Source organism: Paenibacillus sp. J22TS3, from assembly GCF_018403205.1.
GTDB classification, from domain to species: domain Bacteria; phylum Bacillota; class Bacilli; order Paenibacillales; family Paenibacillaceae; genus Fontibacillus; species Fontibacillus tuaregi.
In genome coordinates this window covers 553,472-570,473 of record NZ_BOSF01000004.1, presented here as the reverse complement: position 1 = coordinate 570,473, position 17,002 = coordinate 553,472, and the positions used below count along the sequence as shown (strand labels likewise).

17 protein-coding genes and 1 tRNA gene are annotated in these 17,002 nt (G+C 45.8%); 12 read left to right on the top strand and 6 right to left on the bottom strand.

What is annotated here, in order from left to right:
• Window positions 1–11: 11 nt before the first annotated feature.
• Window positions 12–1,196: a DNA cytosine methyltransferase gene (locus KJS63_RS15940; RefSeq protein ID WP_213619984.1), complete on the top strand. Its 1,185-nt coding sequence runs from the start codon at window positions 12–14 to the stop codon at window positions 1,194–1,196.
• A gap of 58 nt (window positions 1,197–1,254) precedes the next feature.
• On the opposite strand, the gene KJS63_RS15935 is transcribed toward KJS63_RS15940, so the two are convergent.
• Window positions 1,255–1,479 carry a helix-turn-helix domain-containing protein gene (locus KJS63_RS15935; protein WP_213619983.1) on the bottom strand — a complete coding sequence of 75 codons (225 nt, stop codon included), beginning with the start codon at window positions 1,477–1,479 and terminating at the stop codon, window positions 1,255–1,257.
• A 107-nt stretch (window positions 1,480–1,586) separates the two neighbouring features.
• On the opposite strand from KJS63_RS15935, the gene KJS63_RS15930 reads away from it, so the two are divergent.
• The 7 genes from KJS63_RS15930 (at window position 1,587) to KJS63_RS15900 (ending at window position 9,143) form a co-directional block, all read left to right on the top strand.
• Window positions 1,587–2,063: a hypothetical protein gene (locus tag KJS63_RS15930; protein WP_213619982.1), complete on the top strand. Its 477-nt coding sequence runs from the start codon at window positions 1,587–1,589 to the stop codon at window positions 2,061–2,063.
• A 114-nt stretch (window positions 2,064–2,177) separates the two neighbouring features.
• Window positions 2,178–3,080: a prenyltransferase/squalene oxidase repeat-containing protein gene (locus tag KJS63_RS15925; protein WP_213619981.1), complete on the top strand. Its 903-nt coding sequence runs from the start codon at window positions 2,178–2,180 to the stop codon at window positions 3,078–3,080.
• 168 nt (window positions 3,081–3,248) lie between these two features.
• Entirely contained in the window at window positions 3,249–3,833 is a 585-nt protein-coding gene (locus KJS63_RS15920) for an RNA 2'-phosphotransferase (protein ID WP_213619980.1), read from the top strand.
• Window positions 3,830–4,615 carry a TatD family hydrolase gene (locus KJS63_RS15915; RefSeq protein ID WP_213619979.1) on the top strand — a complete coding sequence of 262 codons (786 nt, stop codon included), beginning with the start codon at window positions 3,830–3,832 and terminating at the stop codon, window positions 4,613–4,615. Before KJS63_RS15920 ends, KJS63_RS15915 begins: the two co-directional genes overlap by 4 nt.
• A 34-nt stretch (window positions 4,616–4,649) precedes the next feature.
• Window positions 4,650–5,528 (top strand): ADP-ribosylglycohydrolase family protein, encoded by an 879-nt coding sequence (locus KJS63_RS15910; RefSeq protein WP_213619978.1) that lies wholly within the window; start codon window positions 4,650–4,652, stop codon window positions 5,526–5,528.
• A 742-nt stretch (window positions 5,529–6,270) separates the two neighbouring features.
• Complete coding sequence (locus KJS63_RS15905; protein ID WP_213619977.1) at window positions 6,271–8,499, top strand: DUF1430 domain-containing protein; 2,229 nt, start codon at window positions 6,271–6,273, stop codon at window positions 8,497–8,499.
• A gap of 2 nt (window positions 8,500–8,501) precedes the next feature.
• Window positions 8,502–9,143, top strand: a complete 642-nt coding sequence (locus KJS63_RS15900; RefSeq protein WP_213619976.1) for an ABC transporter ATP-binding protein — start codon at window positions 8,502–8,504, stop codon at window positions 9,141–9,143.
• Window positions 9,144–9,211: 68 nt separating this feature from the next.
• On the opposite strand, the gene KJS63_RS15895 is transcribed toward KJS63_RS15900, so the two are convergent.
• Both KJS63_RS15895 and KJS63_RS15890 read right to left on the bottom strand, forming a co-directional pair.
• Window positions 9,212–10,036, bottom strand: a complete 825-nt coding sequence (locus tag KJS63_RS15895) for a WYL domain-containing protein (RefSeq protein WP_213619975.1) — start codon at window positions 10,034–10,036, stop codon at window positions 9,212–9,214.
• Window positions 10,023–11,333, bottom strand: coding sequence for a helix-turn-helix transcriptional regulator (locus KJS63_RS15890; RefSeq protein ID WP_213619974.1), 1,311 nt, complete (start codon window positions 11,331–11,333; stop codon window positions 10,023–10,025). The genes KJS63_RS15895 and KJS63_RS15890 overlap by 14 nt, the downstream gene beginning before the upstream one ends.
• Window positions 11,334–11,513: 180 nt before the next feature.
• Here KJS63_RS15890 and KJS63_RS15885 point away from each other — a divergent pair.
• From KJS63_RS15885 to KJS63_RS15875, 3 genes are all read left to right on the top strand, one after another.
• Window positions 11,514–11,573: transfer RNA gene (locus KJS63_RS15885), tRNA-Ser, on the top strand.
• A gap of 331 nt (window positions 11,574–11,904) precedes the next feature.
• Window positions 11,905–13,404, top strand: a complete 1,500-nt coding sequence (locus tag KJS63_RS15880) for a TROVE domain-containing protein (RefSeq protein ID WP_213619973.1) — start codon at window positions 11,905–11,907, stop codon at window positions 13,402–13,404.
• A 79-nt stretch (window positions 13,405–13,483) separates the two neighbouring features.
• Window positions 13,484–14,272 carry a nucleotidyltransferase domain-containing protein gene (locus KJS63_RS15875; RefSeq protein WP_213619972.1) on the top strand — a complete coding sequence of 263 codons (789 nt, stop codon included), beginning with the start codon at window positions 13,484–13,486 and terminating at the stop codon, window positions 14,270–14,272.
• Between the two features lie 160 nt (window positions 14,273–14,432).
• Here the strand turns inward: KJS63_RS15875 and KJS63_RS26590 are convergent, their stop codons facing one another.
• From KJS63_RS26590 to KJS63_RS15860, 3 genes are all read right to left on the bottom strand, one after another.
• Window positions 14,433–14,660, bottom strand: a complete 228-nt coding sequence (locus KJS63_RS26590) for a DUF4181 domain-containing protein (protein WP_213619971.1) — start codon at window positions 14,658–14,660, stop codon at window positions 14,433–14,435.
• The gene (locus KJS63_RS15865) at window positions 14,576–14,788 is read right to left on the bottom strand and encodes a hypothetical protein (protein ID WP_213620097.1); all 213 of its coding nucleotides are present in this window, start codon (window positions 14,786–14,788) and stop codon (window positions 14,576–14,578) included. The genes KJS63_RS26590 and KJS63_RS15865 overlap by 85 nt, the downstream gene beginning before the upstream one ends.
• A gap of 212 nt (window positions 14,789–15,000) precedes the next feature.
• Window positions 15,001–16,200, bottom strand: coding sequence for an MFS transporter (locus KJS63_RS15860; protein WP_213619970.1), 1,200 nt, complete (start codon window positions 16,198–16,200; stop codon window positions 15,001–15,003).
• 237 nt (window positions 16,201–16,437) lie between these two features.
• Here KJS63_RS15860 and KJS63_RS15855 point away from each other — a divergent pair, with 237 nt between their 5' ends.
• A complete protein-coding gene (locus tag KJS63_RS15855) occupies window positions 16,438–16,986 on the top strand; it encodes a PadR family transcriptional regulator (protein ID WP_068614703.1) in 549 nt (182 codons plus the stop codon).
• The last annotated feature ends 16 nt before the right edge of the window (window positions 16,987–17,002 follow it).

Genomic DNA, 17,002 nt, shown 5'->3' with positions numbered 1-17,002 from the left:
GAGTTTTACATGTGGATGAAGTCATGAAAGAGAGGGTGCCTGGAAAAAAATCTATCTTATCTCTCTTTTCCGGAGCGGGGTTTCTTGATTTAGGTTTCTTGAATGAAGGTTTTCAAGTAGAAAGAGCCCTTGAGGTGAATGAACAATTTATTTATGGTTATAATAAAGCTTTTGAAGAATATGCAAAACGTACAAGTAATTTATACTGGTCAAAAGGAATGATATCTCATAAACACATTTCTGAGACTATGGATTTATCGGACAAAAAGAATATTATCAGCATTTCAAAAGAGTTTAAAGGAATTACTGGAATAATAGGCGGGCCTCCATGTCAAGACTATTCTATTGCTGGAAAAAACTTGGGGATTCTTGGTGAGAGAGGCAAGCTTATTTACAGTTATTTATCATTTGTTAAAAAGATTAAACCTGAGTTTATTTTTTTTGAAAATGTAGAAGGATTATCTAAAACAAAGGATCATCGAGAAAGCTTTAAACTTCTCCTAGAGACATTAGATCAACTAGGCTATAAAGTTTGGCACAAAATAATAAATCCATTAAATTACGGATTTCCTCAAGACCGCCCTAGGATTATTGTAGTGGGATTTAAAAAGAAAATATTTAGGAAATTAGTAAGAAATGGATATAGGGACAATTCTGTTGAAAGATTAATGAATGATGATAAGTCGATATTTAAATTTCCAGAAGCGAAACTAATATTACCAAAAAAAAGCATCAACTGGCCTCAGGTGTGGCCTTACAAATCTAGTGTTATTGAACATGAGATTACTACAATACCTGATATTTATAAATCATTAATGGTTATTCAAGCTTTTAAGGGCTTGACAGAAGAAACGCCTAATCAAAATGATGTGTTCAACTCTTATTCTGAGAAATTTCATTATATCCAGGAAGGAGATACTAGAAGGAAATCCTTTAAAAGATTACATCGGTTTAGATATAGTCCTACTGTTGCATACGGTAATAATGAAGTACATCTTCATCCAACGGAACCAAGAAGACTATCTGTACGTGAATCATTAAGACTTCAAACAGTTCCGGATGAATTTGTTTTTCCAAGAGATTTACCATTAACGGCAAAGTTTAAAATGATCAGTAATGGAGTGCCAACTAAAATTGCTGAATTAATTGCAATCGAAATTAAAAGAACATTAAGAAACTATGAAGACTGTTTATAAATAGATATTATTAAGTGCCGATAAAATAACAGGGAGTAAGTAGATGTGTTGAGATAATTCATTCATTCCTAACCTCAACCAAATCAATAATCTCCCTTATATCGTCGATGCCAAGTGCGTCGGCGATTTTTTCGATATGAGAGAAGTTGATGTTTTCTCGTTTGCCATTGGAAAGTTCACTTAGGGCAGCGTGTCTTACGTCGGAAAGGCGGGACAACTCACGAAGTGAGATGTTGCGACTTCTTAGTAGTTCTGGAATTTTGATAACAACTTTCTTGGCCATAGGAACAATCACTCCATAAGTTTGACTATACGCAAAAACGTACCATAAAATAAATTTTGGATTGGTACGCATATGCGTATACATGAGGGATTCAGGAGAATGCTTTTATGGGAAACGAGCTCCATTTTATGTATGAAGAAATATCAGTATGCCATTTGGATAAGCCTCTCATACAGAAGCGGCTAGAACAGCAGCGATATCTAGTTCAGACCTACATGAACATTACCGCAATATTTCTTGATCTCAATATGCCTAAACCATGCTTCATTTTGAGCAACTGGTCTTTAGATGCTATGCTCAAGGCCGTATACATGAAGGAGCGGGGAAATGTTTTTCCGCCGCGTATATTTTCGCTGGAGGATACGTTGTTACTCACCTATGACGACCAACATGGAGAAAGTCTTAAGGCTGCAAGTTTAATTGAGGCCATGAGAATGTTAGCCAACTGCCCGACTATTTCAATGCGAAGTATATGTCCGGCACATCTTGAGACTCTTATCCGTCATGTGGATCAATTATTATGTCGCCTGTCTCCTAAAGTGTCGGACTTCACAGAAGAAGTTTATCAATCTATTTTTCATTAAAGATGAACCTGACTCAGCCTATTTTCTAAAGGACCAGCAATAACCTTTCTTTTCCACAAAATGATATAATTACGGCAGATTTTAATCCGCGATAGACCAAAGGGAGATCCCTATATGGAAACAAATCAAACGATCCGACTGGCAATCGAAGACTCCATCCGATTGCTTGAGACAACTTCGGATTTTGATGAGGGAAGAGGGGAGATGAGCCGCAGGAAATGGGATGGGCCCTGGTGGCACATGGCTGCTCTGTATGAAATGGGGGAGGTGAAGCAAATTCCCCAGTCTGCGATTGTCAAAGCCAAACTTTTGCTCGAAAAGCAGGTATGGCGAACCTTCATCATATCCGCGGAGGACTATCCAACAAGTAAGTCGGACAAACTCAAAATGGATTGCTGCCACTGTGAGCTTGCCGTATTTTATATGATTCTGATGGCCTATGGCTGTGATTTGGACAAGGAACTGCCTTGGATTCGCGAATGGCTCTTAAAGCACCAGCTGCCTGATGGCGGATTGAACTGTGAGCCTGATGCCTATTTACACTCGAAAAAGAGCTCTATCATTTCAACCCTGCCTCCGCTTGAAGCTATCCTGTGGTTCACCGACCGTGAATTTACGGAACAGGAGGCCCATTTTTTAGATGAAGGCGCCCGTTATTTAATCGAACATCAACTTGTATGTTCCAAGCAAAATGGGAATGTCATCGATACGGAGTGGCTGAAGCCGTGTTTTCCGAGGTTTTTTGAATATGACATATTGCGCGGCATGTCCTTCTTGGCAGAGTGGTCCCGGCGCAGGAATAAGGCGCTGCCGTCCGGGCTGCTTGTCCAAGGATTGGAACGGTTGAATCGTTACGTCGTTGCAGGAGGCCTGCGAATCGGCAGACAAGTCTCTGATCCCCAAGGCCCTTGGGGTGGGCATACTTTTCCCCTGTTCGAGGCCGTTTCCGGGGGAGGTGAGGTTTCACCTTATCTAACTAGACAGTTAAATCGGGTTATCGAGCAATCATCCTTATAAAATTTGATAAGTGCCTGGGTCCGCTAAGGATTCAGGCCTTTTTTACATGTTAGGGATAGGAACGTTTGGGTCTAACCAAAAAATCCCACCAGAACTCAACCGGAACAGGTATAATTCCAATTACATAAGAAGTTTAATGCAAGAAACAATAGGAAGTGAAGTGAGAACATGTTAAATCAAGCGATGGAAAAAAGCTTAAGCAAATTCATGACCAAAGTGCTCCGTCATTCGCCTAAGGCTTTTGGTGTGGTGTTGGACCCTGAGGATGGTTCATGTCCGGTGGATTCCATATTGAAGGCTATTCGGAAGCAGCCTAAGTGGTCACGGGTTACTGAGGAAGATATAGAGCAGGTAGTCCGCAATTCGGATAAGCAGCGTTTTGCAATCGAAAATGGCCGGATTAGAGCCAGGTACGGGCACAGTCATGATAAAGTCAGCTATACCCCAGGTGAGCCACCGAACGTGTTGTATCATGGCACGAATAATATGGCGCTGCCGTCAATTGTAGAAGAAGGGCTGCGTCCCATGGGCCGGCAGTATGTTCACTTATCAGAGGGCACCCATTTTGCCACATTGGCGGGCAGCCGCCGGGGCGAGCTTGTGATTCTGAAGGTGGATACAGGCAGTGCGAAGCAAGCAGGAGTCACTTTTTATTATGCGGGTAACGAAGTATGGCTGGCAGATCGTGTTCCACCGGAGAGCTGCTCGGTATGGGACGGCACAGAAGTAGAAGGAGGAGCTACCCAGTCATGAATAATCAAATTATAGATATTGGTGTGAATTTAATGCACCGGTCATTTCACCAGGATCGGGAGCAGGTCGTCGAAAGAGCATTGGCGAACCACGTGACCCCTCTTATTATTACAGGGACAAGCCTGAGGAACAGCGTTGATGCTGCCCGTTATGCCGGGCGTTACCCAGGCAAGCTGTATGCTACAGCCGGGATACATCCTCATGATGCCAAGAATTGCAATAGGGAGACGGTTGCGAAGCTGAAAGAACTAGCGGGACTTGAGCAGGTGGTTGCCATAGGGGAATGCGGCCTGGACTATAACCGGGACTTCTCACCACGAGACGTCCAGCGAACATGGTTTACCGAGCAAATTCGGTTGGCGGCTGAGCTTGATATGCCCCTGTTTTTGCATGAACGGGATGCCTTTCCAGATTTCACGGCGATTCTTAAGGAACACGTTGTCTCTAAGGCGGTGGTCCACTGTTTTACCGGGACTCAGAGCGAGCTTAAAGCCTATCTTGAAATGGGCTTCTACATAGGGATTACGGGATGGATCTGCGATGAACGAAGAGGCAAGCATCTTAGGGAGCTTGTCCGGATGATTCCGCTGGACCGGCTTATGATTGAGACGGATTCCCCATTCCTAACCCCGCGTGATTTAAAAGTAAAGCCGTCAGGTGGACGGAACGAACCAGCGTTTCTGCCGCATATTCTGCAGACTGTAGCCCGGTGTCTCGGAAGACCTGTGGAAGAGGTGGCCAGTGCGACAACGGAGACGGCAAGGGAGTTTTTTGGTATCTGAAAATAAGCACAGTGAGAGGAGAGGGACGAAAGAAATGGAGGATCATCTATACGATAGAATCAAGGGCGGGTTATACGGGGTGGCCGTTGGGGATGCCCTAGGAGGAACGACAGAATTTATGACCCCGGAGGAGATCAAGGCCAAGCATGGGTATCTCCGGGATATTGTTGGTGGAGGAGTATGGAGGCTGGAGCCCGGCGAAGTTACCGACGACACGATGATGACACTATGTGTGGCCGAGGGCATACTGGAAGACCCGGCCGAGCCTATGGAGCCGATCGGGCGCCGTTTTCTGAAGTGGTACGAATCGAGGCCTAAGGATATTGGGAACATCATTCGCCGGGTTTTTGAAAATTATCGGGGTGATTGGTTTGAAGCTTCTTTCCTGACGGACTTTGAGATGGGCAAGAGCGGGGGGAATGGAGCTTTGATGAGATGCCTTCCTGTTGCATTAGCCTATGCAGACCTAGCTGACATGGAACGGGTAACCCGAATGCAGTCGAAGATGACCCATTATGAAGAGAGCAGCAGTGAAGCGTGTCTGATCTATAACCGGTTAGCGAACCGGCTGCTTCAGGGTGAAGACCTGCGAAGTGCTATCCTTAGCGAGGTTGCAGAAACCTCCTATGAACACATCATCCAAGAGCTGTCGGATTGTGAACCCAGCGGGTATGTTGTACATACCTTCAGGTGGGTTTTGCACATTCTTTTGCATTCGGAGGATTTTAGTGAAGTTGTGCAAAAGGCGGCCAACCTAGGCGGAGACTCCGATACGATCGGCGCGATTGCCGGAGGACTCGCGGGGATCTACTTCGGATATGACGGGATTCCCGGGAAATATTCGGAGGTTATTTTGATCAAAGAGCGGTTGGATGAGGTTACGGAAAGGTTGTATCGGTTGAGGGTTGGTTAGCTTTTTTTAACGAGGGCCGAATGAGGAGGGAGGGGGTAACCAACCCAGACTGTTGGACATCAAAAAAAGAGACCTGGGGGTTTACTTCAAGTGATCGACTTCCATAAAAATAAAGCAATAAAGGCTTATAGCGAAATAATAACCATAACTGGGGACCCAAGTTTATTATTTTCTAACGACAGAAAGCAATGTAATGCTGAGGCGGCCTATAATATGTATACCATTCAAACATTAAATAAATTAATAAAGAAAGACAGGATTTCTGTATCTGAATTGGAACTGGGGAGATTATATGATCCCGGCCATAAGAGTCTCTGTGATTTCCCATTTTGAGGATGCGGAACTTCCTTTTAAATGTAATATAGCAAAAACAAATAATATGGCGGAGGCCTTATCTCACTATAGAAATCATGTTCAGTTCCCTGATATTGATATGGCCACTATAAAATCAGTTGAGAATGATTGTGATAGTAAGATGGTCGAAGCAGGCCCTTACCTTTTGCCGGTATATTCACAGATATTAAAGTGTTATCCTGTTATATGAGCTTATGCTTATGCTGAGATAGTGGTAATAGTCACCGAAAAACTTCACCAAGTTGGGGTGAAGTTTTTTTGTGCATGGAAATAGCATAACTTTTAACTCTATTGATGCATTATAAGAAGTGAAACATAATTCAAGATCATCATCTTATGATGGTCTTCTTCATTCAAAATAAGTAATTTTTAAGGAGTCGTTACGATTTTGAAGAAAATCATAGCTAGTTTTCTTGCGTTAATGACTATTCTCACTATTGTTCGTGTCTATATTCAGGCAGATCTAACGGAAATCAATAGGATAGCTAGTCTGGAACGTTCAATAGGGCTTGCATTTGTGATTCCAGATCAGCTGATTCTTGCTGACCCAGATATAATCTATCCGATCCTACATAATTCTGCTTCCAAGGCTAAAGTGAATTTAATAAGACCTGGGCTTAAATCCACAGTTAATAATCAGACCGAATTAGTTAAATATGTCCTGCTGACAAATGGAACGACTCATTTGTTCAAAAGTCTCCATCTTGTAAAAGGCAGATTACTAACCCCAACTGATATGGAGAAAGATGAGCATTATCTCTCTACGTCACCAATGGGTGAACCGAATCAAGTTGGTCGGATTGCAGAGTTTGGCGGTAATGACTCTATTCGGGTTATGCCATTGCGGTTAGCGTATCAATATGTTCCGGTGGCTGGTTTGTATTACGTGGAGACCAAGAGTTCAAAGATCTATGAACAATTTATTCATGAGTTCGTGAGTCAGGTGAATACTCATTTCAAAAATGAATTGAAGGAACCTTTCAAGGCAGACTCCTTCAAGAATCAGGATATGGATTTAAATAACGCCCGGTCATCTTCACTTCCTACAATTTTAAAGAATATCCAAGTCGTAGTAGTTGTTCTTTTCTTACTTCTACTAATCTACAGTTTATTTCATCAATTTAACGTAATAGGTATCTACCATATGTTTGGTGTTTCAAGATATCGGATTTGGTATTTGATGACGGGCAAAACATTGTTAGTCGGAGGGTTGCTTTCTCTATTAATCTCGCTGATGGTTTACTTTATTATTCCTAATTCTAGTTTTGATTTTCTGCTTACACTATTAAAATCAATTCTCATTGGGTATGCTGCCATAGTTGTGGTCTCACTGCTCCCCTATGTTCTTCTCCATAGAATGCAGATTTCACAAATGGTGAAACGCCGTAGGAATACTACTTTTGTATTCTTGCTGAATGCAACTGTTAAGTTAGTATGTTCGCTCCTTCTAATCTTAATTGGAGCTCAGGTTATTCTTCAGTACTCGCAAGTGAATAATCAGGAACAAATGTTAAAGGATTGGGAGAAAAGTAAGGATTACGGCGTGTTTTATCCGTTATACCAAGGACAGGATAAGGAGGATTTGGCCAGGGACAACGGCCATGTCTTCTCGATAATTGCAAATCGTTTGTATCCGATTCTGAATGATATGGGCTCCTTGCTAATCAACACGCGTGCTTATGAGCAGAATGCTTTAAAGCTGGATTCTGCTTACAAAGGAATACGCACTGTAAAAGTGAACAACAATTATTTAAAGGCCTATCCGCTTTTGGATATTCATCAGAAGCAGGTAGATATCCGCGAGGACGAGGCATCCTGGATCATTCTAGTACCTGACAAGTATCGTTCCCATGAAGATGAGATTATGAAATTTTTTCGGGAAAATAGACAAGTATGGTCAAGGTATGAGGAGAATCATTACAAACTAAAGGTTCCGGATTCTCTAATGAATCAAAAGATTCGTATCGTATGGCTTGCAAATGAGCAGTCTGTATTCAGCTTTAACCCAGATGTGTTCCCTACGGAGAAGTTCTCCATTCTTGATCCTATTATTGAAGTCGTGACAGAAAAGAATAGTTTCACCTCCGATCGGAATACGATCCTTGGCAATGGGAGTGCTGACCCTATGAAGGTGAAGTTGATTCAAAGGGATACTGCCCTTACTTATGAACGGCTTAAGCCTGTTCTTCGAGAGCTTGGACTAAGTGATAATTTGAAGACGCTAGTGTCTGTTAATGAACAGTTACTTAAGCAGTTACATGACTTGCAGACCGAATTAAAAGTCTCCATACTGATTTTGGTTGCATTAACTCTAGGCTTTGTTATTCTTGTTATTCAGTATTTACTGATTTTGTTCCAACGCTATCAGTCGGCCTTCGTTGTGCGAAGACTTTTTGGACTGGGAATTTTCAGGGCTTATCGAGAATTTTTCCTTGGGTTCTTGTTCTTGTGGCTGCTGCAATTAGTGGCTTCTTATCTGCTTATGCAGGAGGTTACACCGATTCATGCAGTTGTTATGGTGATCATCTTCATGACTGAACTCATAGGAAGTGTACTGGGGTTAATTATTGTCGGGAGACAAGCTCTGATTAAGGTGATTAAGGGAGGCGGTCTATAATCATGAATCCCATTTGTCAGGTGATCAATGTAAATAAGTCCTATCATCAACATCGTGTGCTAGAAGGGGTCAGCCTTGCCATAGAGCCGGGAGAAATGGTTGCAGTCATGGGACCGAGCGGCTCGGGTAAATCAACTCTGCTTAATATAATTGGAATGCTGGAGAAACCAGAATCGGGGGAAATTAAATTGTTCGGTAAATCGATTCCTTCTCCTCATTCTCAGGGGGCTCTTCATCTATTAAGGGACCGCATTGCATACCTGTTCCAGAATTTTGCGCTAATAGAGCAGGCTACCATTGAGGCTAACCTTGAGATCCCTCTCCTATATCAAAATATGTCCAGAGAGAAGCGGAAGAAGATGAAAGAAGCTGCTTTAGCAGAGGTTGGCCTTAGCCTACCGCTTAAGCAGCATATTTATGAGTTATCTGGCGGGGAGCAGCAACGTGTGGCTATTGCAAGGATTTTACTCAAGAAATGTGATTTCATTCTCGCTGATGAACCAACCGGATCTCTGGACGAGAAGAACAGGGACGAGATATTAATTCTATTAAAGCAACTGAATGACAAGGGCAAGACGTTGATGATTGTGACTCATGACCCGGTCGTTGCCCAAGCGTGCAGCAGAACGATTTATTTATCATGATGTTGGCTTAAGCGTTTAAATGCCAGGGGTAGAGTTTTTCGCAATCTGTAGTAGGTATTCAGTGCTATCTAAGACGACAACTCCTCCGCCCCCGAACCAACCCCATACCGCTCCAACGCCTTCGTCGAAGCCTCCAGCATCCGCTGTTTTAAGTAATCCCCCTGGGCTACACGGACCCGCTTCCCGAGAAAACGAATCTTGGAAAGCAGATACTCGCTTTCCCCCTCGGGCAGGCATATCGTTACCTGGTAGGTATCGCTTTCCGGGTCATACTGTACCGACTTCTCGAAGCTGGAGAAGGCATACAGAATACGGGACAGCTCCCGGTTGTACTCCCGGACCACTTCAACGACAACTTCTCTTTTCCGGGAGTCATGGAGTTGGGTCACCTTCTCCAAGATGGAATCTGCTGTGGACGCTTTGATCGGCTCGGCTGTGACGGTGCGGATGTTCTTCAGCCTCGTGCACATCATGGCCTGATGCCGGAGACGGTACCAGAGCAGATACCACTCTCTTTTGACCATGGAGTATTCCAGCTTGTACGGGAGACCCGCATGGTCGGTGTTCACACGCCCACCCTTGATTTCGTAAGTTAGACGGATTGCGGATTTATCCGTAATATGACGGCGCAAGGTCCGCAGGAGCGGATGGTACACCTGCTTCTCCCTGCTCTTGGCTTTCTCCACCAGATGGTGAGAGATATCCATGACCTCATCCGGCTCAAGGATGCCGCGCAGCTTACTTAGAGTCTCTTCTGTAAAAGCATCTGCCGCCGCGGGATGATCCAGCATTGTCTTCAGCCAAGCACGTTCGTGCGAGGTGACCATGAAGGTGCCGGAATCCTCTAGCCGAGAGAGGATCTGGTGGTTAAATATTTTCTCAAACAGGTTCATAATAGGTCTGAATCTCCTTCCACTCGACAATCATTTCTCTTCGCAGCTGAAGGGGCTCCAGAACCTCACAGCTTGATCCGAAGCTGCGCAGCCACGGGCGGATCTCCGTAGTTCCGTTGACTGTGATCTCATAGATGAAAGAATCTTCTTCCTCCTCCACGATCTGTCCCCATTGTCCCTGCAGATGGACCCGCTCTCTTACAAAATTCGGCTCCGACCCTCCCGGGTTATAGAACCGCGCACGCACCTTCACGGGCCGCCCAGTATCGATCAGCCAGCTGTAGCGCGTTCTTTCGGCAAGCTCCTCCAGCCTGGCCATAAATAGTTCCTCGGCTACCGGCTCATCCTCCTCCACGATCTGGGTGATCCCTTCCATACGGTATTTTCGTATGCCTTCTCTGCCATAGGAGAGCAGGTACCACCGCCCGTATTGATGATCGTAGACGATCTTGAGCGGGAGTGTCTTCTCCTGCTTGCCCTTCGTCTCCCGTTCGAATAACGGGTTCGTGTTTTTGGAAGCATAGCTTTTCTCCGATTTCGGGGAGAAGTAGAGGAACTGGACTTTGCGGCGGTGACGAATGGCGCTGAGCAGGGTGAACAGATGCGCCTCGTCCAGAATCCGCGAATAATAATGGTACTTATATAGAAAAGGCTCGGCTGCGTGCGGCTCCATCTCACTACGGAGAAGATGCTTCTTAAGCCCATCCCGCAGCAGGTAACCTTGGACGGAAGGCACCTGGGTGTTCGCCATCACATCCACAAAATCATACAAATCGATAAGCTCCTCATCGGTTAAACACCGGACGAGATCGTCTTGAATGCGGTACCGATAGGGACGAGGTCCCGGCTCCCTCCGAATTACGCCAACCTGTTCCAGATACTTGAGATCTGACCGTATAGTCTTCTCGTCCGGCAGCGCAAGATCTGCAGGCAGACTGTCACAGCAAACATCCAGGAGCTCCATCGCGGTCCGAGCCTGCTCATTCATGGCCCCAAGCAGCAGCGATATCCGTTGGCTTTCGGTTTCCTTGACCGACTTGGCCCGGAACAGGAACAGCAGCAGCGGGTCCGTGGAGTCATAATAGCTGTACCGCAGCGTCTCGGAAATTTCCTGGCTCTGCTCCTGAGAAGAAGGATGCACCGAGCCCGCCACTTCCTTGAGCCGCCGTATCGTTTTATCAAAGGTATGTACGGAAATGCCCAGCCGCTCCGCAAATTGCTGTCTATTAAATGCCCCGCTGGTCAGCACCAGCATGCGCAGGAATTGGATCTCTTTATCAAAGCTTTCCTTAGCCACAATAATCCTCCGTTCAAGAAAGAAACTTCTTATATTGTACCAGCCAATTGGGCCAAAATGGAAAAGTTTATGCCGGTCGTAATACTTTTGCCGTGTTCGCGGCTTCTGAAATCAGCGACAATAGCTTCAGAAGGCCGAACGCGATTCAAGCGTCGGCTGACTGAAGAACAACCGAGGCGCATGGAAGGGTTACTTCGACTTTTAATCGGCTGGTCGTTGGTTCGAGTCCAACTTTCCCTAACGGGGAATAGCTCAGTAGGTAGAGCGGCATTGTTCCTTTCCGACCCACTTCCTCGGTTCTTCATTTAAAGTAAATCATGAAGCGAGGCGCCAGAAAGGGTTCCTTCGACTTATTTGGGTTAAGTACTGATGGTGCCTACAGGGCACTAACGACCTTTTCACTTTATTCCCTCGCTTCGTTTTAATGAACTTAGGCTTTGTGAGGCGCTGGGATGGGCTACTTCGAGCTTATCGAGCAATGACAACACGCTGGGCGTTATGGCAGGTTCGACTCCTGCAGCAAGCCTATCCCGCTTTTTCCTCACCAAGTATGATAAGGAGGTTTCAAATTATGAGTATGGCTAAGAAATTATTCGGCTCCTTGAGACCGGATACTCTAAATAAAGATCGTTACCCGGCATTCACAAGGTCTGCGGAGGAGCAGTACTTGCAGACTCTGCTGACCAACACTTTGAGCAATACCTTCTATGCGGATCAAAATGAGCTGCTTGCGGGAGCGGAGCAGCTGCACCATGAAATGGCGGCCGGCAGCCCGGAATTTATGGCTAAAGCAATTGTGTTTGCCCGGAACGAAGGTTTTATGCGGCTGCAGCCTTTGTACGGATTAGCCGTTCTCTCCATGTATCGGCAGGATCTGTTCGCGAAGATTTTCCTGCAGGTGGTACGCATTCCTTCGGATTTATCCGATTTCTTGACCATACTACAAGGACTGGGACGCGGAGAAGGGGGCCGGGCGGTCAAACGCCAGGTCAACCGCTTTCTATCCCAAGTGTCTGAATACTGGGCTATGAAATATAACGGACGGGGTCGCGGATATAGTCTGGGGGATGCTATCGCAACGGCGCATCCGAAGCCGCAGGATCTGAAGCAGCAGGCTTTATTCCGGTATCTACGGGGACTAGAGACGAATCTGACGCTGCTGCCGCAGGTGGAAGCTCTGGAGCAGTTAAAGCTAACGACTGACGAAGAGGAGCAGATCAAGTGGATTGAGCACGGCAAGCTGCCGTACGAAACGGTGACCGGGGCGATCAAGCCGTCCAAGATGGTGTGGGAAGCCCTGCTGTTCCAGATGCCAACATTCGCTCTTCTGCGGCATCTAAATACGCTCCAGCGGGCCGGAGTTCTGGAGAAGCAGGCCAATGTGGACTATATTGTGAACCGTCTAACGGATGAGCAGGCACTTAAGAAAGCCAAAATCCTGCCGTTCCGCCTGGCAGCAGCCTTCCGTCAAGTGGAACATCCGGAACTCCGGGATGCACTTCGCGAAGCTGCTGAGCTGACGTTTAACAATCTGCCTGAGCTTGGGGAGCAAACAGCGATTTTCCTGGATATATCCGGCTCGATGAATGGGCAGTATTTGGAGATTGGCTCCGTATTTGCGCTTGCTATGTATAAGAAGACACGGGGGAACTCCCTGTTCTGGTTGTTTGATACAGAAGTGGTGGACGCGAAGCCTTCGCGGAAGGACAGCATCTTAACGCAGGCGTCGCAAATTCATGCGCGTGGGGGAACCGATACGGGGGCGCCTGTGCGGAAGCTGATTCGGGAGCGGCGGAAGGTAGATCAGATTATTATTATCACTGATGAGCAGCAGAACAGCGGCAGCCCGTTCTACGAGCAGCTAAGACTTTACCGGTCCAAGATCAACCGGGATGTAAAGGCGTTCATCATCGACATTGCTCCTTACCGGCACGCGATGGTACCGGATCACGATCCGCAGACCTTTTACATCTACGGTTGGAGCGACACCGTGCTTTCTTATATCGCCCAATCGGTGCAAGGGTATTCTCCGCTAGTGGAGCAGGTTAATCGGATGGATGTAGATGAATAGTGAGGATTTGGGCGGACGTGAAGCTATCTCATCCACGGTCCGCTCTTCCTGATGAATGTACAGAAGGAGGCTAACGAACATGACCGACATCAAACAGCAAATCCTAGAAGAGCTACAACGAATTGAGCAGGAAGAACAAGTCCGAATCTTATACGCCTGTGAGTCCGGCAGCCGGGCGTGGGGCTTCCCATCCAAGGACAGCGACTACGATGTCAGATTTATTTATATTAGGCCGGTCTCGTGGTATTTATCGATTTTTGAGAAACGGGATGTGATTGAGCGCCCGATCAGTGACATGCTGGATATTAACGGCTGGGATTTAAGAAAAGCCTTACAGCTGTTCCGCAAATCGAACCCACCGCTGCTCGAGTGGCTTCAGTCCCCGATTGTGTACACCGAGAATCATGCGGTGGCCAAACAAATTCGCCGTCTTTCTACATATACCTTTTCCCCGAAGTCGTGTGTGTACCACTATCTGCATATGGCAAAGGGGAACTACCGGGATTATCTTCAAGGCGACCAGGTTAAAATCAAAAAATACTTCTACGTGCTCCGTCCGATTTTGGCCTGCGAGTGGATTGAGAAGCACGGCACCATGCCGCCGATGGAGTTTGACCGTCTCGTGGATGATTTAGTAGTGGAGGGAACGCAGCTCAGGAGAGTCATTGGTGAATTGCTGGCGCGGAAGAAAGCAGGGGATGAGATGGACTATGAGCCGAGGATCAATCCAATTAACGACTACTTGGAGGAGCGAATAGAGCATTTTAGTCAGACTGCATCCGGGATGGAGTCGGCTGAAGGGGACCGGGATCAGCAGCTTGATGATCTGTTCCGCTCAGTGGTAAGAGAGGTATGGGATACCGAGTGACAGGAGTTGAAAGACTAAATGGCTGGTTATGACATGCCTGGGGCGACAAGGCTGTGAAGACCCAGTTGGATGCCAAGGTTACCAAAAAGTCTAAGACAGGTTTCATGATTAAAACATTGGCAGCCATGGACGAGAAAGTATTGTCCTGACTGCCCACCAGCTAGAGAAGAGAGAAAAATAAAGTTACACCGAGAATAAGTACAATAAGTGAAACCATATATTCTTTGGAATCTCGTAGATACTTCCAATCTATAAATGATCGGAAACCATACGCTATTGTTATGAATAAAATAAAAAACCATTTTAGAGTATTGCCTTCCTGTTTATGTTCAACAAAAGAACAATACAAGTGGTAATACCCATGAGAGCTAGTATAACCAGACCCCATGTATCTACCCTCCTGCCTATACGTGGAAGTTCTTCTTTCTCATTAGTTCCAACAATCCACCTTCTCAAGAAATAACGAGAAATAATGAGAATTATAACTATAATGCTACTCATTGTGGTACTCCACATAAAAAATCCTCCCTATTTCACCTCTTGAAAATAACATTACCATAATATGTATTATTATCGGGAACAATTATATGTGAGCCACTGCCCTTAAAGATGGCTTGTTCCTTTCCAAATGAAACAGCCCGTAAGGATGACATTACGTCCTTTACGGGCTGATTCTTTTCTGGAACTATGAAGGGATCTAGAGATACACAGCATCCCGAATGGATGCCTCAAAGCTTAAATTGCCTGTTTGTTTTCACAGCAGTTTTTCGGGTTAATGGCAGCAGGATCAGCATATACAGAAGGGCAACACCGCCTATGCACAGGTACGAGAGCTTTAGGCCGAAGGAATCCGCAAGTAAGCTGCTTGAGATCGGCCCGATCATCATACCGATGGAGTAGGCTGTGTTATATATGGCAAAGGTGGTGCCGTAAGAAGCCTGCCCGCTTTGTTCCGAAATGTCGGCAAGCTCAGGAAGGCAGGGGGCAAGTACAATCCCCATACTAACTCCCAGCAGGGCCAAGGCCGCCGCTTGTATCCAGATCGAATTTGGAAGGGCGGCTAACGGCAAGCTGACGGAGACCATAACAAGTCCAATGAGCAGGGTTTTTATATTGCCCATTTTGCTAGATAGAGCACCTATTAAGGGGGTGGCCATACCGTAGGCTAAAGTAGGAATGATAAACAGCATGCCAATGTAACCCGGTTCAGCTTTAAATTTCTCCTGCAGATGCAGCGGCAGTGTAGGCTCCAGGACGCTGGGTACAGCCGCGCCAATAATGATGACCCCTGCAATCAGCATGATTTTTCGGTTGCGAAGCATGCCAAAAGGAGATACGAAATCACGGGATTTCCTCTCCGGCAAGTCACGTAACAAAAAGAGACGAAGCAGCCCATCCACGATGGCAAGGCCGGCCGCAAGGAAGAACGGCAGCTTATAGCCACCTAATTGATACAGCCATCCGCCTAGCGCTGGCCCTAGTAACATTCCCGCCGCTTGCCCTGACAGGGCAAGTCCCATAGCTTTTCCACGTTCCTCGGAAGGATAGAGGTCGGCAAGAATGGCGAGGCCTGAGGTCCAAGTAACGGCTGCGGCCAGCCCCTGCAAAGCTCTTGCAGTTATGAGCATCCCGAAATTCTCCGCAAAAGCAAAGATAAGCGTGGACGCAGCAAGACCAAGCAGTCCCCACAGCATAGGACCCCGGCGCCCAATCCGGTCAGATAGTGCCCCGAAAATTGGAGTTGCAATAAACAATACCAGGGCATAACTCCCGAATAGAAGCCCTATTTCTGACTGTGAGACACCAAGCGATGCCGCATACTTAGGAAGGATAGGTACTACAAGCCCGTAAATTAACATGTCCAAGAAAATAGCTAAACCGACAACCAGCAGAGCAGATTTCTGTTGGGTCCTAGAGATAGTACTCATACAAACCTCCAAATATAATCTGACTTAATTACTATACGTTGAATACTAAAATTATAGTATTCGTCATGTCTGAATTATAAAACAGGGCAACCGGAGTGTAAAGAGGAGGAAAGTAAATATATGTAAGAATAGATATCGCGTAGTGGTTATAGAGCATAAATTCACTTATACTAATTGAGAGAGGGAATACTATAATTTTAGTATTTCAGAACTTCATATGGAGTGGAGCGAAGAGGAATGACAATTGTTATGGTGCTTGGACTTTTATTAAAATACGGTCCCATGTCCGGTTATGAAATTCAGCAGACAATGCAATCAGCGAAAACAGACAAATGGGCTTACGTGCAGCCCGCATCCATATATCATGCTTTAAGAAAACTGGAAAAAGACGGATTGGTCATCTTGCAAAATTTGGAGCAGACCGGAAACCGCTCAAAAGCTATTTACTCCATTACGTCTAAAGGGAAGGAAGAGTTTGACAGCATGCTTATTAGTTCGTTTAAAAAAGCATCTGTTGTTTTTCCGAGTGCCCTGTATACCGTTCTTACTTTTATGGATGAAGCACCAAGAGAAAGTATCCTTGATGCCTTGAGCGTGCAGCAGCAGGCGATTCAAAGTATCTATGATGAGATGAAGGAGGGGCAGCGGGAAAAGGAAAAGTACTCGGAAATTCCGCAAAATGTATCGCTAATTTTTGAAAATATGTACGATCAGTGTGAACTGCAATTGAAATTCCTGGAGGAGCTAAGACAGGGCCTGCTCAAAGAAATGGATAAAGAAAGCTGAGGGTTATTTTCTTGGA

Bases quoted from the DNA above. Each gene is read 5' to 3' on its own strand.
- KJS63_RS15930 (WP_213619982.1), top strand. From the start codon at position 1,587: ATGGGAAACGAGCTCCATTTTATGTATGAAGAAATATCAGTATGCCAT.
- KJS63_RS15925 (WP_213619981.1), top strand. From the start codon at position 2,178: ATGGAAACAAATCAAACGATCCGACTGGCAATCGAAGACTCCATCCGA.
- KJS63_RS15915 (WP_213619979.1), top strand. From the start codon at position 3,830: ATGAATAATCAAATTATAGATATTGGTGTGAATTTAATGCACCGGTCA.
- KJS63_RS15910 (WP_213619978.1), top strand. From the start codon at position 4,650: ATGGAGGATCATCTATACGATAGAATCAAGGGCGGGTTATACGGGGTG.
- KJS63_RS15895 (WP_213619975.1), bottom strand. From the start codon at position 10,036: ATGAACCTGTTTGAGAAAATATTTAACCACCAGATCCTCTCTCGGCTA.
- KJS63_RS15875 (WP_213619972.1), top strand. From the start codon at position 13,484: ATGACCGACATCAAACAGCAAATCCTAGAAGAGCTACAACGAATTGAG.
- KJS63_RS15865 (WP_213620097.1), bottom strand. From the start codon at position 14,788: ATGTGGAGTACCACAATGAGTAGCATTATAGTTATAATTCTCATTATT.
- KJS63_RS15920 (WP_213619980.1), top strand. From the start codon at position 3,249: ATGTTAAATCAAGCGATGGAAAAAAGCTTAAGCAAATTCATGACCAAA.
- KJS63_RS26590 (WP_213619971.1), bottom strand. From the start codon at position 14,660: ATGGGGTCTGGTTATACTAGCTCTCATGGGTATTACCACTTGTATTGT.
- KJS63_RS15900 (WP_213619976.1), top strand. From the start codon at position 8,502: ATGAATCCCATTTGTCAGGTGATCAATGTAAATAAGTCCTATCATCAA.
- KJS63_RS15860 (WP_213619970.1), bottom strand. From the start codon at position 16,200: ATGAGTACTATCTCTAGGACCCAACAGAAATCTGCTCTGCTGGTTGTC.
- KJS63_RS15880 (WP_213619973.1), top strand. From the start codon at position 11,905: ATGAGTATGGCTAAGAAATTATTCGGCTCCTTGAGACCGGATACTCTA.
- KJS63_RS15935 (WP_213619983.1), bottom strand. From the start codon at position 1,479: ATGGCCAAGAAAGTTGTTATCAAAATTCCAGAACTACTAAGAAGTCGC.
- KJS63_RS15855 (WP_068614703.1), top strand. From the start codon at position 16,438: ATGACAATTGTTATGGTGCTTGGACTTTTATTAAAATACGGTCCCATG.